This window comes from Thalassospira sp. MCCC 1A02491, assembly GCF_001613785.1.
Lineage (GTDB): Bacteria > Pseudomonadota > Alphaproteobacteria > Rhodospirillales > Thalassospiraceae > Thalassospira > Thalassospira povalilytica.
In genome coordinates, this window is the sequence record NZ_LPVX01000029.1 from 315,129 (window position 1) to 341,471 (window position 26,343).

At 53.2% G+C, this 26,343-nt stretch carries 26 protein-coding genes; 14 read left to right on the forward strand and 12 right to left on the reverse strand.

Annotated features, from left to right (window positions below):
- Positions 1 to 33 precede the first annotated feature (33 nt).
- Both AUQ42_RS11195 and yaaA read right to left on the reverse strand, forming a co-directional pair.
- Positions 34 to 1,098 carry a glycosyl transferase family protein gene (locus tag AUQ42_RS11195; protein ID WP_068519156.1) on the reverse strand — a complete coding sequence of 355 codons (1,065 nt, stop codon included), beginning with the start codon at positions 1,096 to 1,098 and terminating at the stop codon, positions 34 to 36.
- A gap of 24 nt (positions 1,099 to 1,122) precedes the next feature.
- On the reverse strand, positions 1,123 to 1,899 hold the full coding sequence (gene yaaA / locus AUQ42_RS11200; protein ID WP_068519157.1) for a peroxide stress protein YaaA: 777 nt from the start codon (positions 1,897 to 1,899) through the stop codon (positions 1,123 to 1,125).
- A gap of 194 nt (positions 1,900 to 2,093) precedes the next feature.
- Between yaaA and AUQ42_RS11205 the strand changes: the two genes are divergently transcribed.
- The gene (locus AUQ42_RS11205; protein WP_068519158.1) at positions 2,094 to 2,414 is read left to right on the forward strand and encodes a peptidylprolyl isomerase; all 321 of its coding nucleotides are present in this window, start codon (positions 2,094 to 2,096) and stop codon (positions 2,412 to 2,414) included.
- A gap of 105 nt (positions 2,415 to 2,519) precedes the next feature.
- Here the strand turns inward: AUQ42_RS11205 and AUQ42_RS11210 are convergent, their stop codons facing one another.
- The 3 genes from AUQ42_RS11210 to AUQ42_RS11220 form a co-directional block, all read right to left on the reverse strand.
- On the reverse strand, positions 2,520 to 2,870 hold the full coding sequence (locus AUQ42_RS11210; RefSeq protein ID WP_068519159.1) for a DUF1491 family protein: 351 nt from the start codon (positions 2,868 to 2,870) through the stop codon (positions 2,520 to 2,522).
- Entirely contained in the window at positions 2,871 to 3,665 is a 795-nt protein-coding gene (locus AUQ42_RS11215; protein WP_231856744.1) for a peptidoglycan DD-metalloendopeptidase family protein, read from the reverse strand.
- An 85-nt stretch (positions 3,666 to 3,750) separates the two neighbouring features.
- Positions 3,751 to 4,236 carry a hypothetical protein gene (locus AUQ42_RS11220; RefSeq protein WP_068519161.1) on the reverse strand — a complete coding sequence of 162 codons (486 nt, stop codon included), beginning with the start codon at positions 4,234 to 4,236 and terminating at the stop codon, positions 3,751 to 3,753.
- 212 nt (positions 4,237 to 4,448) lie between these two features.
- Here AUQ42_RS11220 and AUQ42_RS11225 point away from each other — a divergent pair, with 212 nt between their 5' ends.
- Entirely contained in the window at positions 4,449 to 5,126 is a 678-nt protein-coding gene (locus tag AUQ42_RS11225; protein WP_228195396.1) for a DUF599 domain-containing protein, read from the forward strand.
- A 76-nt stretch (positions 5,127 to 5,202) separates the two neighbouring features.
- On the opposite strand, the gene AUQ42_RS11230 is transcribed toward AUQ42_RS11225, so the two are convergent.
- Positions 5,203 to 6,390: an MFS transporter gene (locus AUQ42_RS11230; protein WP_068519163.1), complete on the reverse strand. Its 1,188-nt coding sequence runs from the start codon at positions 6,388 to 6,390 to the stop codon at positions 5,203 to 5,205.
- Between the two features lie 388 nt (positions 6,391 to 6,778).
- Between AUQ42_RS11230 and thrS the strand changes: the two genes are divergently transcribed.
- On the forward strand, positions 6,779 to 8,716 hold the full coding sequence (thrS, locus tag AUQ42_RS11235) for a threonine--tRNA ligase (RefSeq protein ID WP_068519164.1): 1,938 nt from the start codon (positions 6,779 to 6,781) through the stop codon (positions 8,714 to 8,716).
- 84 nt (positions 8,717 to 8,800) lie between these two features.
- Here the strand turns inward: thrS and AUQ42_RS11240 are convergent, their stop codons facing one another.
- Entirely contained in the window at positions 8,801 to 9,535 is a 735-nt protein-coding gene (locus AUQ42_RS11240; RefSeq protein ID WP_231856745.1) for a DUF4126 domain-containing protein, read from the reverse strand.
- Between the two features lie 120 nt (positions 9,536 to 9,655).
- Here AUQ42_RS11240 and AUQ42_RS11245 point away from each other — a divergent pair, with 120 nt between their 5' ends.
- The 3 genes from AUQ42_RS11245 (at position 9,656) to AUQ42_RS11255 (ending at position 12,239) form a co-directional block, all read left to right on the forward strand.
- The gene (locus AUQ42_RS11245; RefSeq protein ID WP_228195394.1) at positions 9,656 to 10,126 is read left to right on the forward strand and encodes a lipopolysaccharide assembly protein LapB; all 471 of its coding nucleotides are present in this window, start codon (positions 9,656 to 9,658) and stop codon (positions 10,124 to 10,126) included.
- Between the two features lie 133 nt (positions 10,127 to 10,259).
- Entirely contained in the window at positions 10,260 to 10,649 is a 390-nt protein-coding gene (locus AUQ42_RS11250; RefSeq protein ID WP_068519166.1) for a hypothetical protein, read from the forward strand.
- Between the two features lie 168 nt (positions 10,650 to 10,817).
- Complete coding sequence (locus AUQ42_RS11255; RefSeq protein WP_068519167.1) at positions 10,818 to 12,239, forward strand: SPOR domain-containing protein; 1,422 nt, start codon at positions 10,818 to 10,820, stop codon at positions 12,237 to 12,239.
- A 68-nt stretch (positions 12,240 to 12,307) separates the two neighbouring features.
- Here the strand turns inward: AUQ42_RS11255 and AUQ42_RS11260 are convergent, their stop codons facing one another.
- Complete coding sequence (locus tag AUQ42_RS11260; protein ID WP_068519168.1) at positions 12,308 to 12,586, reverse strand: hypothetical protein; 279 nt, start codon at positions 12,584 to 12,586, stop codon at positions 12,308 to 12,310.
- A gap of 192 nt (positions 12,587 to 12,778) precedes the next feature.
- On the opposite strand from AUQ42_RS11260, the gene msrA reads away from it, so the two are divergent.
- Both msrA and AUQ42_RS11270 read left to right on the forward strand, forming a co-directional pair.
- Positions 12,779 to 13,423: a peptide-methionine (S)-S-oxide reductase MsrA gene (gene msrA, locus AUQ42_RS11265; RefSeq protein ID WP_068519169.1), complete on the forward strand. Its 645-nt coding sequence runs from the start codon at positions 12,779 to 12,781 to the stop codon at positions 13,421 to 13,423.
- Between the two features lie 129 nt (positions 13,424 to 13,552).
- The gene (locus AUQ42_RS11270; protein WP_068519170.1) at positions 13,553 to 14,998 is read left to right on the forward strand and encodes a diguanylate cyclase domain-containing protein; all 1,446 of its coding nucleotides are present in this window, start codon (positions 13,553 to 13,555) and stop codon (positions 14,996 to 14,998) included.
- A gap of 26 nt (positions 14,999 to 15,024) precedes the next feature.
- Here the strand turns inward: AUQ42_RS11270 and AUQ42_RS11275 are convergent, their stop codons facing one another.
- The 4 genes from AUQ42_RS11275 to moaB all read right to left on the reverse strand — a co-directional run bounded on the left by AUQ42_RS11275 (position 15,025) and on the right by moaB (position 18,227).
- Entirely contained in the window at positions 15,025 to 15,786 is a 762-nt protein-coding gene (locus AUQ42_RS11275; RefSeq protein ID WP_068519171.1) for an IclR family transcriptional regulator, read from the reverse strand.
- 70 nt (positions 15,787 to 15,856) lie between these two features.
- On the reverse strand, positions 15,857 to 16,669 hold the full coding sequence (locus AUQ42_RS11280) for a hypothetical protein (RefSeq protein ID WP_068519172.1): 813 nt from the start codon (positions 16,667 to 16,669) through the stop codon (positions 15,857 to 15,859).
- A 182-nt stretch (positions 16,670 to 16,851) separates the two neighbouring features.
- Positions 16,852 to 17,619: a sulfite exporter TauE/SafE family protein gene (locus AUQ42_RS11285; protein WP_068519173.1), complete on the reverse strand. Its 768-nt coding sequence runs from the start codon at positions 17,617 to 17,619 to the stop codon at positions 16,852 to 16,854.
- A gap of 77 nt (positions 17,620 to 17,696) precedes the next feature.
- Entirely contained in the window at positions 17,697 to 18,227 is a 531-nt protein-coding gene (gene moaB, locus AUQ42_RS11290) for a molybdenum cofactor biosynthesis protein B (protein ID WP_068519174.1), read from the reverse strand.
- Positions 18,228 to 18,644: 417 nt separating this feature from the next.
- On the opposite strand from moaB, the gene AUQ42_RS11295 reads away from it, so the two are divergent.
- The 6 genes from AUQ42_RS11295 (at position 18,645) to AUQ42_RS11320 (ending at position 26,290) form a co-directional block, all read left to right on the forward strand.
- Entirely contained in the window at positions 18,645 to 20,597 is a 1,953-nt protein-coding gene (locus AUQ42_RS11295) for an acetoacetate--CoA ligase (RefSeq protein ID WP_068519175.1), read from the forward strand.
- 494 nt (positions 20,598 to 21,091) lie between these two features.
- Positions 21,092 to 22,114 carry an amino acid ABC transporter substrate-binding protein gene (locus AUQ42_RS11300; protein ID WP_068519176.1) on the forward strand — a complete coding sequence of 341 codons (1,023 nt, stop codon included), beginning with the start codon at positions 21,092 to 21,094 and terminating at the stop codon, positions 22,112 to 22,114.
- Positions 22,115 to 22,231: 117 nt separating this feature from the next.
- Positions 22,232 to 23,428 carry an amino acid ABC transporter permease gene (locus AUQ42_RS11305; protein ID WP_068519177.1) on the forward strand — a complete coding sequence of 399 codons (1,197 nt, stop codon included), beginning with the start codon at positions 22,232 to 22,234 and terminating at the stop codon, positions 23,426 to 23,428.
- A 1-nt stretch (position 23,429) separates the two neighbouring features.
- Entirely contained in the window at positions 23,430 to 24,533 is a 1,104-nt protein-coding gene (locus AUQ42_RS11310) for an amino acid ABC transporter permease (protein ID WP_068519178.1), read from the forward strand.
- A gap of 17 nt (positions 24,534 to 24,550) precedes the next feature.
- Positions 24,551 to 25,336: an amino acid ABC transporter ATP-binding protein gene (locus AUQ42_RS11315; protein ID WP_068519179.1), complete on the forward strand. Its 786-nt coding sequence runs from the start codon at positions 24,551 to 24,553 to the stop codon at positions 25,334 to 25,336.
- A gap of 135 nt (positions 25,337 to 25,471) precedes the next feature.
- Positions 25,472 to 26,290, forward strand: a complete 819-nt coding sequence (locus AUQ42_RS11320; RefSeq protein WP_068519180.1) for an ABC transporter ATP-binding protein — start codon at positions 25,472 to 25,474, stop codon at positions 26,288 to 26,290.
- Positions 26,291 to 26,343 lie beyond the last annotated feature (53 nt).

A 26,343-nucleotide genomic window follows, 5' to 3' on the forward strand; every position in this document is an offset into this window, starting at 1 on the left:
TTTCATAAAATCATTCAATGCGAAAACGCGATATCAACCGATATCGCGATCGCGATTATCCCACCATCCCTGCACAAGGGCTTCGGCTTCGTCCATATAATCGGCTTTGCCCGCAAGGAATGCCGCCATCGCCGCACTACCCTTGATCCTGGCTTCGGCCGGGGCATCCTCGACCTCGCCGCGCCAAACAGCCAGAAAGTGCTTGAGAGTCACCGGGCTTTGATCGTCGATTTCTTTTTCGGTTTTTGGCAAAAGTGCCGGCCATCGGACGTCGCAAAGCTCGCCGTTATCAAGCATCCGAAGATCAACATGTTTGAACGGTGTGCGCTCTGCTTCGCCGCCCCCGCCCTTGATCACGCCAATTCGCGGCAGTTCAAGAAGCTTTCCGGTTTCACGATGCACATCCAGAAATGCCGGATGAAACACCCCCAGAAACGCGGCCCGTGCCTGCAACGGGTTCAGCAACCGCAACAGGGTATTCACCGGACTGCGCAGCCCCAAAAGCGACCGCAACCCGATCAGCTCCTGCAATTTCGGATGCATATGGCGCAGCGGCAGATAAGCAAACCCCTTTGCGGCAATATCCGAACGGGCTTCTTCGGCCGACATCGCGATCGGCAGCTTAAGCGCCTTGATCGCGGCCTCGGTTCCAAGACCATTGACCAGATGCGAGTTATAACCGTGCATCAGAACCGGAACACCGTTCTGCGATATCAAATGTGCCGACAATACAAACCACGGCAGACCACGGGTTCGACCAGCCGCATATGACGGCCAGTCAAGCATCGGGCGGCCCACCGGGTTGGTGTCCTGTCCATCATCCGCATCAAGCCTTGCGGCTTTGCGCACGGCTTCGATCATGCCTGCGAGTTCTTCCGGCGTTTCCGCCCGATAGCGCAGCATAAGCAAAAACGCGCCAAGCTGGATCGGCTCGACCTCATCGCGCAGGATCATTGAAAAGGCATCGAATGCCTCTTCGCGCGTCAGGCTGCGTGAACGGCCCGGCCCCCGAAAGAACGTTCTCAAATACCCGGAAAACGGATGAGATTCGGGTAAATGATTTTCTTCCTCGAGCTGTTCAAGATGCTCGTCGGTCATACGTACTCACCGAAAAAATTGTCGTTACTGGTCATGGACGCGGGTAAAGACCCACTCCGTCTCGTTTGACAGGTCATCCTGGTAGCAATAACCGTCAACATTGAATTTCTTAAGGTCTTGCGGGTCTTCCAGTCGATTGTCGATCATGTAACGCGCCATCATGCCACGCGCACGCTTCGCTGAGAAGCCGACAACCTTGGCAGCACCGCCTTTGACCTCCTTAAAGACCGGTGTGATGACCGGTCCATCAAGCAGCTTGGTCTTGACCGACTTGAAGTATTCGTTGGATGCCAGATTGATCAGGCTGCGGTCCTTGTGGCCTTCGGTAAGCTTGTTGATCTCCTTGGCGATCTTGTCACCCCAGAACGCATAAAGGTCCTTGCCACGCGGATTTTCAAGCCGTGTGCCCATTTCAAGGCGATAAGGCTGCATCAGATCACGCGGCTTCAACAGACCATAAAGCCCCGACAGCATCCGAAAATGGTCTTCGGCCCAGTCGATATCGGCATCCTTCATGGTATCGGCATCAAGACCGACATAGGTATCACCACGAAAGGCAAAGATCGCCGGTTTTGCGTTACTGCGATCAAAAGGCCGTGAAAAATGCTGGAAGCGCTTATAATTCAGATCCGCAAGGTTTTCACTGATCCCCATCAGCTTCATCAAATCGCCACGGCTTTTTTTCCGTGCAACTTCAATCAATTCTTCCGTGTCATCGAGAAACGCCGGTTGGGAAACGGCCATTTCCGGCACGTCCGTTTCGAAATCCAGCTTCTTGGCCGGGGACACAACAGCAAGCATCAATCTGCCTCTTCTCTTTCATCTCGGTTCAATTTGTCGTAACAAGCCACAAGGCATGGACAATGTCTAGGGCCCAAGCCCATGTACAGGTGTATACGACTGTGTATGGATTTGGACCCTTGGCTTTATCCATAAACTTCTAATCTTGCAGAAAATCCGTCTGGCGCAAGCCTTGGCGGAAGAAAGGACCAGTTATGAGTGAACAAGTTCGCGCGTCGCACATTCTTCTGATGTATGCCGGTTCGGCACGTTCGACCGCCACTCGCACCAAAGAAGAAGCATTGAACGAAATCAATGCCCTTAAAGACCAGATCGCAAACGGTTCCGATTTTGCAGAACTGGCAAAAGCTAATTCCGATTGCCCGTCCGGCCAGCAGGGCGGCGATCTTGGCTTCTTTGGCCGTGGCATGATGGTTCCGGAATTCGATGCTGCTGCATTCAGCATGGATGTCGGTGCGACCTCTGACGTGGTTGAAACCGATTTCGGTTATCACCTGCTTCAGCGCACCGCCTGATCCCGCGCTGCGATCAGAACAAAGGCTGGCACATTGTTGCCAGCCTTTTTCTTTTGGTGAATCGGTATTGTGGCGCACCTTTACCGGGACTGACGATCCGTCGCTCTAATAATCAACGACGGGTGCATCAAGTTCGTATTGGCCTTTATGGTCTTCGATTTCGAGAACCCAGACATCGCGGTCAAAGTCGATCTGCTTGCGCCAATAGGTATCGCAGGCAAATTCCGTTTCACGCCCGCCATCAGGACCGCCTGCAACCAGCATCCAGCCAAGATCGCCGTCCAGCGTCGTAACCCTGGAATAGACGAAACACCCGGCATCGAACCGATTCAGTTTCAACAAAACGGCCCCCGCATCCTCGTTGCCCTTATGGAGCACCATGGCCGTAATCAGGTTTGACTGGCAAATGGCAATCTGGCCACGAACCCAAAGTCCTGCTTTCAAACGTGGCTGCATCTATTTGCCATCCCGGCTGGCGACAACATTTTCAGGCATCTGCAACATCAGGTTCGGGTCCGGGCAAATGCTTGTCCAGATATCCCATTCCGATGGTTTTGCCGCCCCGAAATAGTCCCCTTCCCGGCCCAGCATGTCAAAAATGATCTGAAAATGCAGATGCGGAATCCAGTCACCATTGATCGGAAAATCGCCAAACCGGCAAAACAGCTCGCCGGCGCGGATTTCCTTGCCTTTATAAAGTCCTTCAAGGGACGGTCTGCTCAGATGACCATACAGGGTGTAGAAGCGCACACCATCCGCCGGTTCATGTTGCAAGATGATGGTCGGCCCGTAATCAAGATGCAAATTGTTGTCAGCAAAGCTGTGCACGACACCATCAAGGGGCGCAAAGACCGGCGTATAGGCGGCTGCAAACAGATCGATGCCCAGATGCTGGCTTCGGGCTTCACCGTCGTTTTTGAACTGTTCGGATTGATAACAGACACGGTCTTCGCGATATCGGCCGATCCCTACCGGCGCGTCTGCCGCGGCCAGTTGTTGCCACATAATTTCTGTCTGACGTGCCGGGTCGCTCGTGCCGCCGATCACCACATCACCGTTTGCTGAAAAATCATAAACGATTTTCGGGCAACGTTTCAGATCACATTCCACAACAGAATGAAACTGGTCGCCATGACCGGAAATCCAGTCGCGCAACAATGCGGCATCTTCAAAGGGCTCAAGCCCGCGCGCATGACGGTCGTGATAGGTCTGCAATCGCTTGGTCGCATTGATCGGCATGGTGGCAGGCACAATGATGGCTCCGTAAAAGAAAAAGGCAGGGTTGGTTCCCTGCCTTTTGCCTACATGATTATCTGCCTGATCGGCAAGTACCAGCTTACCAGTTGGTCACTTCATACTCGCACGACACATCATCATCGTCGGTATCGGTCAGCGCAACCGTCAGGCGACGCATTTGCGGATTGAACCGTTTGATGAAGTTCAACAGAAGAAGTGCTTCTTCGGAAAGCTCGCCGGCGTCTTCGTCATCTTCATCAAGTTCGCAAAGCTCAACCAGTTCCAGGAACAACGCACCCAGTGCACGTTTGACGTCTTCGCCGCCTTTAAGGCCGCCGGTCAACTCGCCCAGCGGTGACAGATCGATATCAAGCTTGCGCAGGTTCTCGCTCATCTGGTCGATGGCGTCTTCGTCCAGAACCATTTCAGCCGCAATCATATGCGTGCCGACTTCATTGATATTCATGAAGCCAACAAATTCGAACAGATCGTCTTTGGTACGACCTTCTTCCAGCAATTTTTCGGTGTGGGCTTCGAATTCTTCGAAGTCGATATCTTCGCCAAGATCGTTTTCAAGATCGCTCATGTCGGTCTCCAATGAAAATTTGCGCTGCTGATACTCTGGATTGATGGAAAACTCAACCCGCGCTGGCGACAAGATGATCAGCTATGCAGGATCCACATTTCGACGATATAGGGCCATGGAAAGAGGATTGCGAAGAATAACGCAATGTCAGTAGGATATAAAACAATTCCAAACCCGCCTGAACCTTCGGCATAACACGCATGGACCATCCAATGCCCGCATTCAACGTCATCGATATCGTCGCAATTTGCTGGGCTCTTTCATGGTGGATCGGCTACACGATCTTTGCCGATGCCGGGCCGCGTCGACGCAATTCCATATCTGCCCATATGGCACGCAATCGCCATCGCTGGATGGAACAGATGCTCAAACGCAATATCCGGATGGTTGATACATCGATCGCTGGCAACCTGATTACCGGTATCAGTTTCTTTTCATCAACCACCATTCTGGTGCTGATCGGTCTTGTCGCGTTACTTGGCTATACCGATAAGGCCATCGAAACGGTCGCTGCCCTGCCCTTTGCCGCCATTACCACGCCTGGCGTCTGGGAATGCAAGGTGGTGTTGCTGATCGTGATTTTCATCTATGCCTTTTTCAAGTTCACCTGGGCATTCCGACTGTCGAACTATTGTTCGATCCTGATCGGTGCCGCCCCGGATCCGAGCGAACCGGATGCAGCGCGTGCAGCCGCACGTGCATCACGCATGAGCATGATGTCTGCCCACAATTTCAATCGTGGCATCCGCGCATACTTTTTCGCCCTGTCGGCCCTGGCCTGGTTTTATCATCCGGTTGCTTTCATCATTTGTGCGACCTGGGTGACGCTGGTTCTTTACAATCGCGAATTCCGCTCGCATGCGCTGGAAATTCTGACCGGACATCATTGAGACCCGCCAAAATCGTCGCAGAACCCCGTCACGAAAAAGGGCCGCAATCGCGGCCCTTTTGTCATTGATCGGTGCGTCACACCGTCTGGGTTTTGCGCCGGATGGCATATCCGGCGACAATCACCAATACCAGTCCCACCGGAACTGCTGCACTGTATAGCAGCGTCACCCAGCCTGATCCCGCATAGATCGATCCGGCTGACAGGGAAGCCACAGCAACCGTACCAAACACTGCGAATTCATTGATTGCCTGAACCCGCGCCTGCTCGGAGGGGCGATAATTCTCGGTCAGGAAGGTCGTTGCCCCGACAAACATGAAGTTCCAGGCAATCCCCAACAGAACCAGCGACACCCAGAAATTCCCCATCAGGTCCTGACCCGACAAACCGACCGCCAGACAGGCAAAGTTCAGAAGTGCGCCCACCTGAATGATTTTCAACGCCCCGAACCGCTTGATCAGATTGCCAGTAAAGAATCCCGGCGCGTACATCCCGACCACGTGCCATTGAATGATGAATGCCGCATCCCCGAACGCATAATCACAATCAAGGATCGCCAGCGGCGTTGCTGTCATTACAAAGCTCATGACGGCATAGCCAAGTGCGCCTGCAAAAATCGCCACCATTACGGCGGGCTGCCCCAAAACGGTTTTCAGCGGCCGGGCCGGTTCATCATGAACACGGCCGCGCATATCGGGAAGACGAAGCTGCCCGATCGCAATCACCAACAGGATTTGCAAACCAATCAGCGCAACAAACGTTCCAAGAAAAGGTACAGTTTCAAACCAGTTACGTGCAAAACTTGCCAAATTCGGTCCGATAAATGCCGATGCAAGCCCGCCCAGCATGGTATAGGAAATGGCGCGCGCACGGAATTCTGCCGGTGCTGCTTCGGCGGCGGCGAACCGGTATTGCATGGCGATCGCGTTGCCCGCCCCGATACAGGCACAGGCCACACATAGCAGCCAGAAATTGCCGTAATAAACGGCCCCCATACCCGAAACCGCGCCCATCATTGCAATCCCGGCCCCCATCCAGAAGCCGAACCGGCGTCCGAATTTCGCCATCACCATGGCCGATGGGGCTGTCATCGCCATCATGGCGATCATCATGAAAGCCACCGGCAAGGTCGAAAGTGACTTGTCTGTCGCCAGCGAATACCCGATCACCGCGGCAACAGTGAAGATCAGCGACATCGCACTGGCAGAAAGTGCGACGCATAAACTAAGGAAAATGATGTTCCGGCGGACTTCCGGATTGGACATGTGAGGCTCCCGATTTTGGCGATGGTGGCGCCATTATTTTCTAAATTGCGACAAGGCACCCAGATCACGGCAATGAAGTCCGGAATATCGGCCATTGTCATGTGGTTGAGCCTTGCCCTTAAGGTCTCAACTGTTATATTGGCTCTTCACGCAACGGGATAGTATCAATGCACGGCATGGCCGAGAAAAACTTGATCACCAACACAATCTCCGGACACCATCATGGTGGCACGGTGATTTGTGCTGTCCCGAAAGTCGCTTTTTTCAAAGAGCGAACTTGACCTCATCCTGAAATTCCTTTTCTTGTGCCTTTACCCCGCGTAAACATGCGGGTCGTATATGTGCATTACTGAATTATGCCCGCAGATAAAGCAGAGTTGAGCCAACCATGATTGCCCTGACCCTTCCCGATGGCGCCGTACGCGAATTTGACGGCCCTGTATCGGGTTTTGATGTCGCAAAAAGCATCAGTTCTTCGCTGGCAAAGAAATCCTTTGCCATCATCGTTAACGGTGAAGTACGCGACCTTTCGCGCGAGATTGACACTGACGCGACTATCGAAATCGTGACCAAGGGCCATGACGAAGTTCTGCCGCTGATCCGTCACGACTGTGCCCATGTGATGGCCGAAGCTGTCCAGGAACTTTATCCTGACACGCAGGTCACCATCGGCCCGTCCATTGAAAACGGTTTCTATTACGACTTTGCACGCGCGACCCCGTTCACGCCAGATGATCTGGTCAAGATCGAAAAGCAGATGCACAAGATCATCGAACGGAACGAACCGATCGTCCGCGAAGTCTGGGACCGTAACGAGGCAATCAAGTTCTTCCTTGATAAGGGCGAAAAGTACAAAGCCGAGATCATCCGTGATCTTCCGGAAACCGAGACGATCACCTGCTATCGCCAGGGTGACTTCATCGATCTGTGCCGTGGTCCGCACGCACCGTCGACCGGCAAAATCGGCAAGGCCTTCAAACTGATGAAGGTTGCCGGTGCCTATTGGCGTGGCAACTCGGATAACGAGATGCTTCAGCGCATCTATGGCACTTGCTGGGAAAGCAAGGAAGACCTTGATGCGTATCTGCACATGCTTGAAGAAGCCGAAAAGCGTGATCACCGTCGCCTTGGCCGCGAAATGGACCTGTTCCACATGCAGGAAGAAGCCCAAGGGTCGGTCTTCTGGCATGACAAGGGGCTGAAGCTTTATCGCAAGGTCGAAAACTATATCCGTGATCGTCTTGACGATGCAGGATATCAGGAAGTGCGCACGCCGCAGCTTGTCGACCGTGTGCTTTGGGAAAAGTCCGGTCACTGGGAAAAGTTCCGCGAGAACATGTTCACCACCACCCCGGATGAAGATGATCCCGAAAAGGTTCTGGCCCTTAAGCCGATGAACTGCCCGTGCCATGTTCAGATTTTCCGTCTGGGCAGCAAGTCTTATCGTGACTTGCCGCTGCGTATGGCAGAATTCGGTTGCTGTCACCGGAACGAGCCGTCCGGTGGCCTGCATGGCATCATGCGTGTACGCCAGTTCATTCAGGATGACGCGCATATCTTCTGCACCGAAGATCAGATTGTCTCGGAAACCAAGATTTTCTGTGACCTTCTGAAGTCCGTTTACAAGGATTTCGGCTTTACCGACATTCTTGTCAAATTCTCGGACCGTCCGGAAGTTCGTGCGGGTTCCGATGAAATCTGGGACAAGGCAGAAGCCGCCCTTCGCGAAGCGGCCGAAGAAGCCGGTCTTGCGCTTGAAATCAATCCGGGTGAAGGCGCGTTCTATGGGCCGAAGCTTGAATTTGTTCTGCGAGATGCCATCGGTCGTGACTGGCAGTGCGGCACGCTTCAGGCCGACTTTGTTCTGCCGGAACGTCTTGATGCGTCCTATATGGGTGAAGACGGCGAAAAGCATCGCCCGGTCATGCTGCACCGTGCGATCCTTGGATCTTTGGAACGCTTCATCGGCATTCTGATCGAAAACTATGCCGGTCGCCTGCCGCTGTGGCTGTCACCGGTTCATGCAGTGATCTGTTCGATCACCAACGAAGCCGATGATTACGCCCACGAGGTCAAAGCCGCCCTTGAAGCCAAGGGCCTTAATGTTGAACTTGATCTTCGTAACGAGAAGATCAACTACAAGGTCCGCGAACACAGCCATGCCAAGGTTCCGATGATCCTGGCGCTTGGCAAACGCGAAGCAGAAGAAAAAACAGCTTCTGTGCGCCGCATCGGCTTCAAACACCAGAAGACCTTTGGCATTGAAGAACTTGCCAACGCGATGGCAACTGAAATCCGTGATCGCGTGATCGAGGCAGAGTTCTAGGAACGGTTTCTGCCCGAACGACCAAATAAAAAGCCCGCAGGCATATGCTTGCGGGCTTTTTTGGTTCCGGTGAGGACGGGCGCTTTATTGTGGTGGCAATTTCGGATCATTCTTGGGCAGTTGGGTGTTTTCCCGGGTGCCAGACAAACTGATTTTGCCGACTTGTCCACTGTTTGCGCCGCCATGATGGGCCCGTGCCTGCCCGTATGCGGCGGCCGGATGGCGCGCATTGCCAAATACGTCGCCAATGAACCGCCAGATTTTTGGCACCAGCCAGATCAACAGCAATACAAAAACCGCCAGCAACACAAAGAACACAACCGGATGGAACACCACGGTATAAAGGGCGCCGAACACGGCAATATCTTCGGTCACAGACGCCACGCTGTTGGTCACCGGTTCGGGTGATGTATTGATCGCCGCGCGGCTTCCGGCCTTTGTGAAATGGCTTCCGGCTGCGATGGTTCCACCGACAAGAAGGCTGATCACGGTTTGGGCCTCATCCCCCAGTCCAAGATCAAGTCCGCTTACGGCACCGGCGGCCAGCAAGGCACCAGCCGGAATGCGGATAAAGGTGTGCAGGGCGTCCCAAAGACTGTCAACAACAGGAATTTTGTCGGCGACGAATTCGATCAGATACAGGAAGATCGCAATTGCCAGCACCCACCAGCTGGCCAAAATCTGTAAATCGGGTGGAAGATCGATAAAGCCGAAATTATCCATCATCCCCAGAACAACCACTGTCCCGTACAGATTGACGCCGCTGGCCCAAGCACCGCCCATGCTCAGAGCAAGTGTTTCAACAATTCCCAATGACACGCCCTTTCATTGACATATTCTTCACCAACAAGTGATTACGACAACCCGGTGATTGTGATAAATCACAAGTTGACGCGTCCCAACGCACCTGTTGATGCCATATGTTGATCAATGAAAGGTATGACGATGAACCGCAAGGGTAAAACACCTAAAATCATCTCGTCATGTGCGATGTTTGTATTTTTGACCGGGGCGACAACCACAAGCGCCCTTGCCATGGGAAGCTCAAACACTTGGACGTCTGACGGCACCGATTTGTCTGCCGTTTCCGAACTGGTCGATACCGGCATGTATGATATGGCCGTCGACAAGATCGAAACCATGCTCAAAGACGATCCGGATAATGCCGATCTGTATAATTACCTTGCCTATAGCCAGCGCAATCTGGGCGACTATGACAGTGCCGGGCAAAATTATGAACGCGCGCTTATGATCAACCCGGAACATGTCGGTGCGCTGGAATATCAGGGCGAGCTGTTCCTTAAAACCGGCAAGCCTGAACTCGCACAGGAAAACCTGGCACGACTTGAACAGATTTGCGGAACAGATTGCGCAGAATACAAGGAACTGGCAGGCAAAATCGCCAACTGATCGGATTTCTGTGCCGCCATTTCAACCATCATTCGGAAAAATAGCCCGCCCTATTCGTTAGGATATCTTTTTATTTACGCCTGAAGAGGTCATATGTCGCCGCAAGGCTGATGTTTGAAGAGTGATTAAAGATATGTCTGACGCAATTATGCGCAAAAGCTACACCGTCGTTTGCGTCCGTGCGACCGGACAGCAGATGGATTTGCAGACGGTCTCCGATTATGGGGCGGCGCTTAATTCGGCAAAAGAAGCTCTGACAAACAAGAACAATACCGAAGTACGGATTGTCGAAAGCAAATACGACCAGGCCAGCCGCAAGGACAAAAAACAGGTTATCAAAATCCTGACGGCGGAAAGTGCATCTGGCAGTTCCGGGGGATCGGGCACGCGTGCGCGCAAGGCCAATCCCGGCATATCGCGCGAAACAGCAAACCAGGCTTCCAAAAGCGTAATCAACATCGTCATCGCGATTACCGTGCTTGTCCTTTTGATCGGCATCATGGTCCCGCTGATTTCCCGATAGAACCACCACCGGCCTGACGGCAGGCAGATCAGCCCAATCTTACAGATGGGGCGCCATATCCTTCTGATTTTTCTGGATGCTTGACAGCACCGGGGCGGCTTGTAACAGTTGCTCCGGGCCTTCCTGCTGGCTATAACTTACGCTGATAATATGATCATCAGGTGAAGCGTGAAAATCAGAGCTGCGACAAGAAAAAAGAACGCCCCGCTTAAAAAGGGCTGGTTTGCCGCCGCAGCACTATTGCCGCTTCTTGGCGCCTGCAGCACCGATGATTTTTCCGGGCTGTGGTTTGGATCTTCATCAAGCGATGTCTCAGCAATGCAGCCATCATCGGTTGACGGCCCCGCCATAGACAATCCGCAAACCGGCAATGACTTGAACCGGGCAGCATGCGGATTGTTTTTCGGCAAGACGACACCCGCCGAAGTATCGCATATTGCTGCTACCGAGATTTCACTTACGCGCACCCCGCAAGAAAACCTGATGCAGGCCATTGCCTATGACATCAATGGCAATTACGAAAATGCGCGTAAATTGTATGTCTGGCTGACAGCATCCCCGCCTGAAAACAAAATCAATCTTGATTGTGGTCAGGGCATCAAGCTGACCGGCAATGTCAACGCCCTCGCCCAGCGTCGATTGGTTGCACTTGATGAAATTGCCCCACAATTTGCCCGTTCAAGCGAAATTGAATCGGTCGTGGCGGCAGCAACCGTCGCACCGGGCCCTGATCTTCCCGATCCGCCCAAGGTGGAGCGTGATCGTCGTTTTTATGAAACCGGTGGCGTTGTTACTGCCGAACCCGAAGACAGTACCAAGCCGATCGAACGCATGGACATGCCGGTCAGTGAAAACACGGCCCAGCTCACCCGGGTTGAACGCCGTGTATCACAACCGCAAACCACATCAACGCCATCGGCCGCCATGACAAATCCGGGCACCGTGGCAGCACCGGCAACAGCGGCTTCGCAGTCAACGATTATTCCGGTCATCCCCGCGCAACCGGCACCTGTTGCGGAACAGATGCCTGCGGCAAGCCCAAAAACAGTCAAAACCCCGGTGACCGAGGCACCGACAATCGCCGGAACAGCGGCCGATGTCGACCATCAGGGTGCAGTTGTTGCCACCAATTCCCGACCGGTTGAGCAAGGGGAACTCGAAATCATTGATCGCGAACCATCAAGCACGATGATCGAATTGCCGATGGCATCGCAATCCACGCCGGCGTCGGCGCCAGCGCCGCGCAGCACACCAAGTGTTGCGGAAAAAACCGCACCTGCACCTGCTCCCGCTCGGACATCTGCACCGGCGGCCTCGTCTGAAACCCGGTCAGCCCCCTATTATGCTGTTCAGTTGGCAGCATACCGGTCGCGCGGTCGTGCCGAAGATGCTTGGCCGAAATTTCAGAATTCATCTCGGGGAATGCTGACAAACGCCGATCATGAGGTCGTCAGTATCGCAATTGAGGGCAAGGGTTTGTTTTTCCGTCTTCTGACCGGAACATATGCGCGTCAGTCAGAGGCCGCCCAAGCCTGTAACCAGCTTAAATCAGCCGGCGTTGATTGCCTGATCCGCCGTGTGGAACGCTGAATCCCGCGCCTGCTTTGACGGTATGGCTGAGATAGCCGCACGTTTAACAATCAACGGTCCAACCTTGCCTAACGCTTTTTATTGAGTCGCACAAGCACATCTGGCCGCGTCTTGTGGCCGTGACGGCGTAAAAAGCCCGGCAAGCGCGCCAGCAGATACTCGATTTTTGTATTATGTCGATAATACCGCCATCGCAGATGCTGGATCAGGCGGCGGGTTCGTTTTGAACCGGCCGCCAGCAATGGCAGGCCCAGCGCGATGAACACCATACCGAAAAATGGCGGCGGCAATGGCAAAAACACCAATCCGATCAACAAACAAAGTCCCCCGGTCAGGATCAAAGCCATTGATTTCAAATTCGACAGTCTGCGCACGACGAAACCTTGTTTCCCGACAACCGCTTTGTTGCGCGCATTATCTATGGCTTGTGGTGCCCCACCAAAAGAATGTTCAAAGACATTTGATCAACAGGGGAATTGCTATTGTCGTGCACTGGGTTACATTGCAGTCAGAAATTCCAAACTCATCAGGTGAAAGACATGCTTTCCGCCCTTAAAACAGACAAGGCACAAATGCCATCCGCAGATACCGCATTGCCCGGTCGCGACGATGCCATTGCCGTCGCAGAACGTAACGTTGTGACCGGAAACCCGATGGCGGGTCCCTTCCCCGACAGTCTCGAAGTTGCTGTCTTTGGCATGGGATGTTTTTGGGGGGCCGAGCGCCTGTTCTGGAAAGCGGACGGCGTCTGGACCACCACTGTCGGGTATGCCGGCGGCTATACCCGCAATCCGACATACCGCGAAGTGTGTAGCGGCATGACCGGCCATGCCGAAGTTGTGATGGTTGTTTTCGACCCGGCTGTGATTTCCTATCAGAAACTGCTGAAGCTGTTTTGGGAAAATCATGACCCGACCCAGGGCATGCGTCAGGGCAATGACATCGGCACACAGTATCGTTCGGTGATCTACACGACCAACCCCGATCAAAAAGCCGCGGCAATTACATCGCGCGATGCATATCACGCGGCCCTTGATACCGCTGGTCAGGGCGGGATCACCACCGAAATTTCCGATGCGCCGACATTCTATTACGCCGAAGATTTCCATCAGCAGTATCTGCACAAAAATCCTGATGGATATTGCGGACTGGGCGGCACCGGGGTTTCCTGCCCCGGTATGTAAAAGCCGAATTTGACCTGTCTTCAAAAACGGACCGCATCGCGTCGGCTATCGACAAATCAGATGCTTGTCATATTTCATGACCGGTATATTCTTTGGCTTGATTGGTAGGCAAAGGATATACAAAGAGATATGCCGGGTCCGTTTTTGAAAGACCGATACTTTATCGGCCTGCATATATCCTGGTGGCTACTGGGACTTTGGTTATGCGGCGGCATTGAATATGCCCTTGCCCTGACCGATAGTGACGCGACATTTCCCCCGCTTTCGACATCACTTGTCTTTTTCCTTTCCGTTGCCGGATTGCTTGCGATCGTGCATTTCATGGTGCGCCGAAACGCCAAATCACGGCAGCGGTTCTTTGCCCGCCTGCCCGGGCTGGTGTTCCGCATTGATGAATTCGGCAAGATCGAATTTGCATCGGATCAGGGTCTTGACTGGGCCGGTGCATCAATTACGGACAGCTTGCGCAATCAGATTTTTGATCATGAAGCCCTGATGAACCTTCGCCAGGCGGCAATCGAGGCCAAAGGCGAAATTCAAACGACCGAAATGTCTGTAAAAACCAATCACGGTGAACAACGCTGGGTGCGTATTCAAATGCGTGCCTTGCCGCCGATCACCCAAGATTGTCAGATTGATTGCATTATTTGGGACATCACCGAACTGGTCGAAGAACGCAACCGCCGCCAGGAAAGCGAAGAACGGCTCAAGATCCTTGAAACCCTGAGCAACGAAGCAATCTTTCTGCATGATGGCGGGAAATGCATCGATACCAATAATGCCGCCGAACGCATGTTTGGTTATGATCGTTCCGAACTTCTGTTGCTGAGTGCAGCGGACATTATCTCAAGCGAAACCTTGCCGCTTGTCATGGCCAATATCCGCTCTGGATATGACAAACCTTACGAGGCGATTGCTGTTTGCAAGGATGGCAGCAAGTTTCCCTGTGAAATCAATGGCAGAAATGTCGTTGTCCAAGGACAGACTTTGCGGCTGACCAGCTTTACCAATATCTCGGACCGCAAATTCACAGAGGAACAAATTCGTTTCCAGGCCAATCATGATGCGCTGACATCCCTGCCGAACCGCTATTTGTTCATGGACCGGCTGAACTTTGCAATCAAACTGTCAAAGCGACGGCGTGAATGCTTTGCCCTGATGTTCATCGATATTGACGAATTCAAGTCGCTGAATGATACCGGTGGTCATTCCACAGGCGACAAGGCACTTGATGAAATTGCCAAGCGACTGACAGGAACATTGCGCAATGTCGATACCGTTGCTCGCATTGGCGGTGATGAATTCACCATTATTCTGCCCGGCACCGAAACGCCAGAAGACGCCGAACTTGTTGCGCGCAAACTGCAAACCGCCCTATCAGGCAGCGCCATTGAATTTGGTGATGACCTGTCGCCCTATACGGTGACAGCATCCATTGGCATCGCGCTTTATCCCGATCACGGCGAGACCGTCGATGAATTGATTGCCGCGGCGGATGATGCGATGTATGCCGCGAAAAAAAGCGGAAGGAACACCTTCCGCTTTGCGACAAACAACCGTTCACGTACCGAATAGTTGAATATTCGGCGGGGTTTGCCGGTTTATACCGGCTTCCCGCCATATTCACGGCTGAGATCGGCACAAACACGCCGAACCTTAAGCCCAAGCTGTTCGATGTGATCGTTTGGAATACGTGCAGCCGGCCCTGACAGGGAAAGCGCTGCGATCGGACTTCCGGTTTCGTCGCGAACCACCCCTGCAACACATCGCAGGCCAACGGCATGTTCCTCGTCATCAAGGGCATAGCCGCGCTGGCGGGCGCGTTCCAGATCCTTTTCAAGAGCACCGGTCGAAACCAGTGTCCGTTCCGTGATTTTTGGCAATCCATGCTTGGCAACGACGGATTTCAGTTCGGTTTCCGGCAGGAACGCCAACAACGCCTTGCCAACACCGGAACAATGCATCAATGCGCGGCGTCCCGGCGTGACCAGTGCGCGCATCATTTTGCGGCATTCGACCTGTGACAGGAAAATGACCTCCCCACCGTCGGCCACGGCCAGATTAACTGTTTCACCGCTATCTTCCATCAATGCCCGCATATAGGGACGGGCAATCTGGCTCAGATTGCGGTTTTTCGTGAATGCATTCCCCACACTGAAGGCCTGAACACCGACAAACCACAATGTCCGTTCGCCATCAAACGACACATAGCGTTCGTGTTGCATGGTCGTCAGCAACCTGTGGGCGGTTGATGGAGGCAACTTCACCTGTTGCGCAATTTCGGTCAGCGTCATGCCATCATCGCTTTCTGCAAGCGCATTAAGGATGCTTAACGCCCTGACCAGTGATTGAACCTGCTGCATGCAGATACGTCTCCCTGAACTGGTCCGTTTAACGGACCGCTATTTCACCATTGCCAGTGATATTATGGGATCATTCTAATGGGCGCACGGACTTTTGCTTCATCCAAACGAAAGTGGAATATGTAACAAGGTAAACCGTTGCTGCTGCAAACGAAACCAGCGTCCCGACATTCAGCCCAAGCACAGGATAGCTCAGCGATACGGCCAGGATATATGTCCAAAGTGCCCCCATGCCGCGCGGGAAATTCCGCACCAGCGTATGAACAGGTGCCGCACCGTAACTGAAATGCAAAATGATCATTGTCGGATAAAGCGCAACCGGAAAACCCGAAAGCAACCCTGACCACCGTGGGCCAATCCACGCCGCCAGACCACTGATAATCAGCACGATCACCGACGCCAATCCGGCCCGGAACAGGATAACGCGTTTGGTAACCCGCACCCGGTTGAGAATTTTGACATTCTCGATTTTCCGAAACAGGACGAGAGCGGCAAAAATCGCAAACAGCAAAATGATCGCAGCCTGCGTCAGGGTCATTGATGTCAATTGGAACAACCACGACACCGCAAGATACACAGCAAAGGCCGCAAGCGAACTTAGTACAATCTGCGGGATCACGGGCAAACGCACCAAGCGACATGATGCATGAAAATAGCCATACAGAAATGCCAGCGTGGCAATCAGCCCCGGCATTGCATAGACGGCACTTTCACTGGCAAAGGCAATGCCCTGCTCTACTGCGATGAAATAAAGCAAAATTGCCGTCCCCAACGGATAACCCGACAGGATACCTGCGGCACGCGGCCCTGCGCGTTCTGCCAGAAAGGACAGACCAAGAACCATTCCAACCGAGACACTCAGTTTGGCCAGTATCAGTTCCACGTTCGGGCACCTCGCGCACAACAGTCACTTAATGACAATTTATCAACAAATTGACTGTATCGCTATATGGTTTGCCCAACGCGGGCAAGCATGAACCACTTTGCAATGGTCCGCCCATTAAAAATGCGGACATCGCAATCGATGCCCGCAATATTTCCGTTCATACATCGGTGATCGGTACATCACGCCGAAAACAGAACGACCGCATCCCAAAGCAGCTTGATCCCGGTCAGGAACAGCAATGCGTAGCAAACCCTGTAAAACAGCACGACATTCACCTTGTCATGCGCCCACAGCCCCACCCAGGTGCCGAACAATGCAACAGGTATCAGCACAGCTGACGTTCCAAGGTTTGCACTGCTGAACTGGCCAAGGAACCAGTACGGTACGAGTTTGACATAATTGACGACGATGAAAAACATCACCGTGGTACCGACAAAAATCGACTTGTCCATCCGCTGCGGCAACAAAAAGACTGAAACCGGCGGCCCGCCCGCATGGGCGACAAAGCTTGTGAACCCTGCAAGGCTCCCCAGGACCGATCCTTTTCCCCAGGTTGCTTCTTTTGGAGTGTCGCCTGCTTTCTTGCCACGCAGCCAGTGATCCAGGGTAAAGACAATGGCAATCAGTGCGATGATCAGTTTGACAGCCGCCACACTCAGATAACTGAAGGTCAAGACACCAACCAGTATCCCGACAAGTGCTGCGGGCACCAGAATAAGCATATTGCGCCGGTCCCAACGATTGCGATAGGCCCAGACATTGGCAACATCCATCAAACACAGGATCGGCAACATGATTGCTGCTGCGGCTTGTGGCGATACGGCCAATGCCATCAATGGCACGGCGATCACCCCCAACCCGCCACCAAATCCGCTTTTTGAGACCCCGGCAATCAGAACAGCCGGCACTGCGACCGCATAAAAGAACGGATCTGTGATGAAATCCATGGAAATTCCCTGAGACAGGTTAGGTCAGTGATGAAAAGATTACCAAGGGCCGTTAAGCAGCCCCTTTGGCGCGATCTTCAACGTTCGGTAAGACGCGGCATCAATTCGACGAAATTGCAGGGGCGATGGCGAATATCGAGTTGATAGGTCAGGATTTCATCCCACGCATCCTTGCAAGCACCGGTCGATCCCGGCAGCGCGAACATATAGGTGCCCTTGCACACCCCGGCTGTTGCCCGGGATTGCACGGTTGATGTCCCGATCTTCTGGAACGAAATCCAGCGGAACAGTTCCCCGAAACCCGGGATTTCCTTTTCATAAAGGGCACGATGGGCTTCGACCGTAACGTCACGCCCGGTGACACCCGTGCCACCCGTCGTGATGATCACATCAATTTCCGGGTTCTCGCACCAGTTTGCCAATTGGTCGCTCAGTGCGCCCTGATCATCTGGCAAGATTTTCCGATCAAACACGCGATGACCGTTTTCTTTGATGCGACTGACAAGAACATCACCCGATGTGTCATTCGCGGCCGTACGCGTATCACTGACCGTTAAAACGGCAATGTTGATCGATACAAACGGCTTGCTTTCATCTATCCCGGCCAAACTGACCTCCCGACTTTTTTTGTGACCAGATCAAACTAGTACGCCGCATTTGATGTGCAAGCCTTTTCATATTAACCGACATTTTGATTGCAGGTACCGAATCATGATCGACCAAAATCACATTGATTTTTGTCATTTAATTAGCACACCGCGCAAATAACCACCAATCTCGGCAAAGATTTTTTACCTCTAATGATTTCCAATAAACTCAATATTTATCAAATGATTATCAAAATATCTCAATCTTATATCGCAGGATTTTTGACATAATTGGTATTACCAATACTGGACATCGACGTTACTCTGCTTGCCGCCCGACATTTTTCACCGTAGAAAAACGGTATGAAGATACCAAATTAGCGCCCCATTTGGACGCTATCAAACAATCACAAACAGGCAGGAAACAGAGGCCCCATCATGAGCGACGTGCTTTGGAAACCGACGACGGAACGCGTTGAAAACGCAAATGTCACCAGCTTTCGCCGCTGGGTTAACGATAAACACGGCCTGGATCTCCAAAGCTTCACGGCGCTGTATGACTGGTCTGTGGATCAGGCTGAAAAGTTCTGGCCTGCCCTGATTGAATATACTGATCTCAAGGCTGAAACCTGGGGTGAGCGCGTCCTGATTGACGGCAACAAAATGCCCGGCGCACAGTTTTTCCCCGATGCACGCCTGAATTTTGCGGAAAACCTTCTGGTTCGCGATGACAATACCGATGCCCTGGTTTTCTGGGGCGAGGACAAGGTAAAAACACGCCTGTCATGGGCGGAACTCAATATCGCCGTATCGCGCTTTTCACAGGCCCTTCGCGCCGAAGGTGTCGGCAAAGGCGATCGCGTCTGCGGCTATATGCCCAATATGGGCGAAACCGTGATCGCGCTGCTTGCCACGGCCGCCATCGGGGCAACCTGGTCTTCCGCCTCCCCCGACTTTGGCGTCCAGGGCGTTGTTGATCGCTTCGGCCAGATCGAACCGACTGTGATGATCACGGTCGATGGATACCATTATAATGGCAAACAGCACGACATCCGCGAAAAGGTCCGCGATGTTGTTGACCGGATCGACAGCCTGAAAAAGGTCGTCATCGTCAAATATGCCTTTGATGGCACTGACAGCACCGGCATTCGCAACGCGGTTACCTATGATGATTTCATCGCCCCGTTCGAAGGCGCAAAGATCACCTTTGAACAGGTTGAATTCAATCATCCGCTTTATGTCATGTTCTCGTCGGGAACAACGGGCAAACCGAAATGCATTGTCCATGGCACCGGCGGGACCTTGTTGAAACAGGTCTCCGAACATGTCCTGCATTGTGACGTGGCACCGGGCGACCGGGTATTCTATTTCACCACCTGCGGCTGGATGATGTGGAACTGGCTGATGGCCGGTCTGGCTGCCGGGGCAACGCTGCTGCTGTATGATGGATCGCCCTTCTATCCCAGCGGCAACATCCTGTTTGACTATGCCGATGCAGAAGGCATGACCCTGTTCGGGACATCTGCCAAATATATTGATGCCTTGGCCAAGGCGGAACTCAAACCGCGTGCGACCCACGATCTGTCAACCGTACGTGCGATGACATCGACAGGCTCGCCGCTGGCACCTGAAAGCTTCGATTACGTTTACCGCGACATCAAGGAAGACATTCATCTGGCATCAATTTCGGGGGGCACCGACATCCTTGGCTGTTTCGTGCTGGCATCACCGGTTCTGCCGGTCAAACGCGGCGTCATCCAGACCCGTGCCCTTGGGGTTGCTGTTGATGTCTTTAACGATGACGGCAAAGCCGTTCGCAACGAGAAAGGCGAACTGGTCTGCACCAAGCCCTTCCCGTCCATGCCGGTCGGCTTCTGGAACGATCCGGACGGATCACGGTATCATGCCGCTTATTTTGACCGGTTCGAGAATATCTGGTGCCATGGCGATTATGTCGAACTCGACGACGAAGGCGGCATGGTTATCTATGGCCGCTCGGACGCGACGCTTAATCCGGGTGGTGTGCGTATCGGTACAGCGGAAATCTATCGCCAGGTCGAAAAGCTTCCTGAAATTCAGGAATCGATTGTCATCGGTCAGGACTGGGATAATGACGTAAGGGTCATTCTGTTTGTTGTGCTGCGCGACAATTACGAATTGGATGCAGCTCTGATCGACAAGATCAAAAAGCAGATCCGCAACAACTGTACCCCGCGCCATGTTCCGGCAAAGGTGATTGCCGTTGCCGATATTCCGCGCACCAAATCGGGCAAGATCACCGAACTTGCGGTGCGTGATGTGGTTCACGGGCGCCCGGTCAAAAATCAGGAAGCTCTAGCAAATCCCACAGCGCTCGAGTTGTTCTCCAATCTTGGTGAACTCAAGAAATAATCACGCAACACCTCCTGAACATCCGGTCAGGAGGTGTTTTTCTTTTGCGGCGTCACGCGGGCCCGACGGAAAGAAGCCGGAGTCATTCCCGTCCGATTCCGCACCGCGAAGTGCATCTTTTTTACACAGGGTGAAATATTGACCTTTTTTTGAACAGTTGCTCATTCTGCGCGAAAAAAGTTCGTGCAATCTGCAAAAGCATCCCCATGCACTGTCAATTCATCCGTTAAATTACTGATATAACAGATAATTCTCAATTCGCCATTTATAGAAGTTCAAACATTCATACCGCGACCAACAGCCAAAAACCGGCGATTTTCCGACCAAATCGGCTTTGGCCCGACCAGTATAAAATTTTTCGCACTTGACACATAGCGGCCTAAAATTTCTTAATTTGGCAATCCAATCTATTTGGATAGATGGATATGCTACATCGCGTATCCAGGGTGGTACAAAAGCTAAAAACAATGCTTTGCTAATAAGGGAGCTCATCTATGAAAATCAAAACGATCCTTGCCGCAGGCGCAATGACCGTTGCAGCCGTTGCCGCGCAGAATGCACAGGCTGGTGCCGTGCTTGACGGCATTAAGGCCAAAGGTTTCGTTCAGTGTGGCGTGAACACCGGTCTTCCGGGTTTCTCCGCTGCCAATGCCGAAGGTAAGTGGGAAGGCATTGACGTTGATGTTTGCCGTGCAATTGCAGCAGCAGTTCTCGGTGACGCAAACAGCGTTCAGTACACCCCGCTGACCGCCGCACAGCGTTTCACCGCTCTGCAGTCTGGTGAAATCGACATTCTGTCGCGTAACACCACGGCAACCACCACTCGTGACGCGAAACTGGGTCTGACCTTTGTCGGCATCAACTACTATGACGGTCAGGGCTTCCTGATCCCGAAAGCTCTTGGCGTTAAAAGCGCGACCGAGCTTGACGGCGCAACCGTCTGCGTTGAGCCGGGCACCACGACCGAGCTGAACCTGGCTGATTACTTCCGCGCGAAAGGCATGAGCTTCGAGCCGGTCGTTATCGAAAACATCAACGAAGCAACCGCAGCCTTCTTCTCGGGCCGTTGCGACGTTTACACCACGGATGCTTCGGGTCTTGCTTCGATCCGCACCACCATGGCGGAAAACCCGGATGATTACATGATCCTTCCGGAAATCATCTCCAAAGAGCCGCTTGGCCCGGTTGTCGCCCAGGGTGACGAACAGTGGTCGGACGTAGCTCGTTGGGCGCTGACCGCAATGGTCGAAGCAGAAGAACTTGGCGTCACCATGGAAAATGTTGACGACATGAAAGCAAACAGCACCAACCCGGGCATCCAGCGTCTGCTGGGCGTATCGCCGGGCATGGGCGAAGCTCTTGGTCTTGACGAAGAGTGGGCTTACCGCATCATCAAGAACGTTGGTAACTACGGCGAAAGCTACGAGAAAAACGTTACCGCCAAGCTTGGCCTCGAGCGTGGTCTGAACGCTCTGTGGACCGATGGTGGCCTGCAGTACGCATGGCCGGTTCGCTAATACGATAGCAACCGTACGCTAAAACCTACGAAGCTCCGCCCCACTGCCTGAACGCATGGGCGGAGCTTTTCGTTAGGTGGCTACTGATTTTGGATACAATCTACACCTGAGGGTCATATGAGTAAGCCTCAAAATGCCCAGGGGGATGTTCGCTCCAAGAGCCTCGTCGATTACCTGAATGACGAGAACGTTCGCGCCGTGCTTTACCAGATCGTCGCGATCGGTCTTATCATTCTGGCTGGTTGGTACCTGGTGTCGAACACCCTGTACAACCTCGCTCAGCAGAACATCTCTACCGGCTACGGGTTCCTTGATCTTGAAGCATCCTTCGAGATCAGCGAGACCATGATTGATTACAGTGCCAAAAGCAATTACGCGACAGCACTGGTCGTCGGTCTTCTCAACACCGTAAAGGTCTCGGTGCTTGGCATCGTTCTTTGCACGATCATTGGGACGATTTTTGGCGTCGCACGCCTGTCGTCAAACTGGATCGTACGGAAACTGGCAACGGTTTACGTTGAAACCTTCCGTAACATCCCGGTCCTGCTTCAGCTGTTCTTCTGGTACGCGCTGATCCCCGGGGCGTTCCCCCACCCGCGTGATGCCCTGGAACCTCTTCCGGGTGTGCTTTTCACGTCGCGCGGCATGTATATGCCGGTTCCGGTGGCTGATACGGCCTATACCCTGATGGGAATTGCCGCGATCATCGCACTTGTTGCGATCTTCTTCATCAAACGCTGGGCGAAGAAACGTCAGGACGCAACCGGGCAACCATTCCCGATGTTCCTGACCGGTCTTGGCATTTTTGTCGGTCTTGTCTTGCTTGCCTATCTGGCAGGTGGTGCACCGACCGAAATGAGCATGCCGGAACTCAAAGGCTTCAACATTCGTGGCGGTTATAACATTTCGCCGGAATTCCTGGCGGTTCTGATCGGCCTGACTGTCTATACCTCGACCTATGTTGCCGAGGTTGTCCGTTCCGGTATCCAGGCTGTTCCGAGTGGCCAGTGGGAAGCGGCCGACAGCCTTGGCATCAAGCGTTCTGTCGCCCTTCGCAAAGTGATCCTGCCGCAATCCATGCGCGTTGCGATCCCGCCGCTCACCAACCAGTATCTGAACCTGACCAAAAACAGCTCGCTTGCGGTTGCGGTTGGTTATCCGGATCTGGTTTCTGTTTCCAACACGACCATGAACCAGACAGGTCAGGCGATCGAGGCCATCTCGATCTTCATGTCGATCTATCTTGGTTTGTCCTTGTTGACCTCGCTCTTTATGAACTGGTTCAACAAGAAAATGGCACTGGTGGAGAGGTAATATGTCCGATAACGCAAAATCACCTCCTCTTCCTACCGGCACCTTTGCCGAACGTGCCGTTTCCTGGTCGAAGAAGAACCTGTTTGACGGCTGGTTCAATTCCATCCTGACGATTGGCGCCATCGCCTTTCTGCTGTGGTTGATCCCGCCGATCATTGAATGGGGCATTGTCAACGCAACCCTGGAACCGACCATCGAGGGCTGTAAAGAAGTCAGCGGTGCCTGCTGGGGCTTTGTGAATGCCAACTTGCGGCTGATCCTGTTTGGCACCTACCCGTATGATGAACAGTGGCGCCCGCTGCTGGCCATGATCATTTTGATGGGCATCATCTGCGGCAGCCTTGGCGCGGTTAAGTATCCCGGCCTGCGCAAGGCGATCATCCCGATGTGGGTGATCGGTGTACCGGTCATTGCCATTCTGATGTGGGGTGGTGTTCTGGGTCTTACCTATGTCCAGAACAGCTATTGGGGCGGCCTGCCGCTGACCCTGATCCTGTCATCGATCGGTGTGATCTTTGCCTTTCCGTTCGGTTTGCTTCTTGCACTGGGTCGCCAGTCGCACATGCCGGCCATCAAAACCATGTCCGTGGTCTATATCGAAGTCATTCGTGGTGTGCCGCTGATTACGGTTCTGTTCATGGCATCGGTCATGTTCCCGCTGTTCCTGCCCGATGGGGTTACCATCGACAAGTTGCTGCGTGCACAGATCGGTATCATCCTGTTTACCGCCGCCTACCTTGCCGAGGTATTCCGTGGTGGTTTGCAGGCCGTTCCGCGTGGCCAGTTTGAAGCAGGTGACAGCCTTGCACTGTCCTATTGGCAGTCCATGCGCCTGATCATCCTGCCGCAGGCACTGCGTCTGGTTATTCCGCCAACCGTGAACAGCTTCATCTCGATGTTCAAGGATACCACGCTGGTCGTGATTATCGGCCTGTTTGACTTCCTTGGCACCGTGAAGCTGGCACTGCGCAGTGACCCGGCCTGGACCAAGTATTACGTCGAAGGTTATGCCTTCGCCGCGGCAATTTTCTTCCTGATCTGTTTCTCGATGGCGAAATATTCCGCCTATCTTGAAAAAGAGCTTCGCAAAGGCGAACGCAGGTAAGGAGTGAGGAAAGAACAATGACTGTAGCAACTGAAACCACTACCGGCGCTGTGCCTTCTCCGAGCGAGGAAGATGTCATCGTCGTCAACAAGATGAACAAATGGTACGGCAATTTCCACGTTCTGCGGGATATTGACCTTACCGTTCGCAAGGGTGAGCGTATCGTTATCTGTGGCCCGTCGGGTTCGGGTAAATCGACACTGATCCGCACGATGAACCGTCTGGAAACCTATCAGACCGGCGAAATCACCGTGGATGGCATCCTTCTGGGTGACGATGTCAAAAACATCGAAGCCGTTCGTCGCGAAGTATGCATGGTGTTCCAGCACTTCAACCTGTTCCCGCACATGACTGTGCTTGAAAACCTGACACTGGCACCGATCTGGGTTCGCAAGATGCCCAAGAAAGAAGCCAATGATCTGGCCATGCACTATCTAGAGCGTGTTCGCATCGCCGAGCAGGCCCACAAATACCCTGGTCAGCTTTCCGGTGGCCAGCAGCAGCGTGTGGCAATTGCCCGTTCGCTCTGCATGCAGCCGAAAATCATGCTGTTTGATGAGCCGACCTCGGCACTTGACCCAGAAATGGTCAAGGAAGTTCTCGACGTTATGGTCGAACTTGCAAAAGAAGGCATGACCATGCTGTGCGTGACCCACGAAATGGGCTTTGCCAAAGAGGTCGCCGATCGCGTGATCTTTATGGATGCCGGCCAGATCATTGAAATGGCTGGTCCACATGAATTCTTCGACAATCCGAAAAGCGAACGTACCAAGCTGTTCCTCAGCCAGATTCTTTCGCACTAAGCGGATTTTCAGACTTCACGACCTTATGCAAAACGGCCCCGATCGGGGCCGTTTTCATTTTTGTGAAATTGATGCTTGCCCCCTGCCCGCCAATTGCCGAAACTCTGCGCAAACTGGATCACAACCGGAATTTCAATGACCCAAGCTGCATCTTCTCATTCGGACAGCACGGCCTTCGTTGCCGTTGAAAAACTTACCAAACGCTTCGGGTCTGTGGTTGCCGTCAACAATGTCGATCTGACCCTTTCGCGGGGCGAAACGATGGCGATTATCGGGCCGTCCGCGGCCGGGAAAAGTGTTCTGATGAAATGCCTGGTGGGCATTTATGGTGCCGATGAAGGTGCCATTTACCTTGATAAGGATGATGTCAGCGATACCAACGCCCCCGAACGTCCGAAATGGGCGGCAAAGATCGGGATGCTGTTTCAGCAAAACGCCCTGTTTGACAGCCTGACGGTCTGGGAAAATATCTGTTTTCGTCAGATTGAACTGGGCACACTCAGCCGCAAGGCCGCCAAAGAGCGGGCTGTCGAACTGCTTGGACTTGTCGGGCTGGCCGAAGAAAGTGCGGAACTGACACCAAGCGATCTGTCCGGTGGCATGCAAAAGCGCGTTGGCATAGCGCGGGCAATCTCAACCGATCCGGAACTTCTGCTGCTTGACAATCCGACGGCGGGGCTGGATCCGGTTTTGTCGAACCATATCGAACTGATGATTTCAAAGATCGCGACACAGCGCGGCACAACCGTCATTTCGATCACCAACGATATGCAAATCGCCCGCACCCGGTATCAAAACCTGATGATGATGCATGATGGTAAAGTCTATTGGTCCGGCAAGACGGACGACATTGACGATGCCCACAACGCCCATCTGACCCAGATGCTTGATGGTTCATCGCAAGGCCCGATCACCATGCGGACCGGCAAACGCGAAGACGGTATCTTCGCCTGATCCCGTCCCTGCCACACACCAATTCACGCACAGCTCAGACCGGACGCATTTCA

What these genes read in the sequence shown, in the direction of transcription:
- AUQ42_RS11195 (WP_068519156.1), bottom strand. Translation starts at nt 1,098, where the DNA reads ATGACCGACGAGCATCTTGAACAGCTCGAGGAAGAAAATCATTTACCC.
- yaaA (WP_068519157.1), bottom strand. Translation starts at nt 1,899, where the DNA reads ATGCTTGCTGTTGTGTCCCCGGCCAAGAAGCTGGATTTCGAAACGGAC.
- AUQ42_RS11205 (WP_068519158.1), top strand. Translation starts at nt 2,094, where the DNA reads ATGAGTGAACAAGTTCGCGCGTCGCACATTCTTCTGATGTATGCCGGT.
- AUQ42_RS11210 (WP_068519159.1), bottom strand. Translation starts at nt 2,870, where the DNA reads ATGCAGCCACGTTTGAAAGCAGGACTTTGGGTTCGTGGCCAGATTGCC.
- AUQ42_RS11220 (WP_068519161.1), bottom strand. Translation starts at nt 4,236, where the DNA reads ATGAGCGATCTTGAAAACGATCTTGGCGAAGATATCGACTTCGAAGAA.
- AUQ42_RS11225 (WP_228195396.1), top strand. Translation starts at nt 4,449, where the DNA reads ATGCCCGCATTCAACGTCATCGATATCGTCGCAATTTGCTGGGCTCTT.
- AUQ42_RS11230 (WP_068519163.1), bottom strand. Translation starts at nt 6,390, where the DNA reads ATGTCCAATCCGGAAGTCCGCCGGAACATCATTTTCCTTAGTTTATGC.
- thrS (WP_068519164.1), top strand. Translation starts at nt 6,779, where the DNA reads ATGATTGCCCTGACCCTTCCCGATGGCGCCGTACGCGAATTTGACGGC.
- AUQ42_RS11245 (WP_228195394.1), top strand. Translation starts at nt 9,656, where the DNA reads ATGACGATGAACCGCAAGGGTAAAACACCTAAAATCATCTCGTCATGT.
- AUQ42_RS11250 (WP_068519166.1), top strand. Translation starts at nt 10,260, where the DNA reads ATGTCTGACGCAATTATGCGCAAAAGCTACACCGTCGTTTGCGTCCGT.
- AUQ42_RS11260 (WP_068519168.1), bottom strand. Translation starts at nt 12,586, where the DNA reads ATGGCTTTGATCCTGACCGGGGGACTTTGTTTGTTGATCGGATTGGTG.
- msrA (WP_068519169.1), top strand. Translation starts at nt 12,779, where the DNA reads ATGCTTTCCGCCCTTAAAACAGACAAGGCACAAATGCCATCCGCAGAT.
- AUQ42_RS11270 (WP_068519170.1), top strand. Translation starts at nt 13,553, where the DNA reads ATGCCGGGTCCGTTTTTGAAAGACCGATACTTTATCGGCCTGCATATA.
- AUQ42_RS11275 (WP_068519171.1), bottom strand. Translation starts at nt 15,786, where the DNA reads ATGCAGCAGGTTCAATCACTGGTCAGGGCGTTAAGCATCCTTAATGCG.
- AUQ42_RS11285 (WP_068519173.1), bottom strand. Translation starts at nt 17,619, where the DNA reads ATGGATTTCATCACAGATCCGTTCTTTTATGCGGTCGCAGTGCCGGCT.
- AUQ42_RS11295 (WP_068519175.1), top strand. Translation starts at nt 18,645, where the DNA reads ATGAGCGACGTGCTTTGGAAACCGACGACGGAACGCGTTGAAAACGCA.
- AUQ42_RS11300 (WP_068519176.1), top strand. Translation starts at nt 21,092, where the DNA reads ATGAAAATCAAAACGATCCTTGCCGCAGGCGCAATGACCGTTGCAGCC.
- AUQ42_RS11305 (WP_068519177.1), top strand. Translation starts at nt 22,232, where the DNA reads ATGAGTAAGCCTCAAAATGCCCAGGGGGATGTTCGCTCCAAGAGCCTC.
- AUQ42_RS11310 (WP_068519178.1), top strand. Translation starts at nt 23,430, where the DNA reads ATGTCCGATAACGCAAAATCACCTCCTCTTCCTACCGGCACCTTTGCC.
- AUQ42_RS11315 (WP_068519179.1), top strand. Translation starts at nt 24,551, where the DNA reads ATGACTGTAGCAACTGAAACCACTACCGGCGCTGTGCCTTCTCCGAGC.
- AUQ42_RS11320 (WP_068519180.1), top strand. Translation starts at nt 25,472, where the DNA reads ATGACCCAAGCTGCATCTTCTCATTCGGACAGCACGGCCTTCGTTGCC.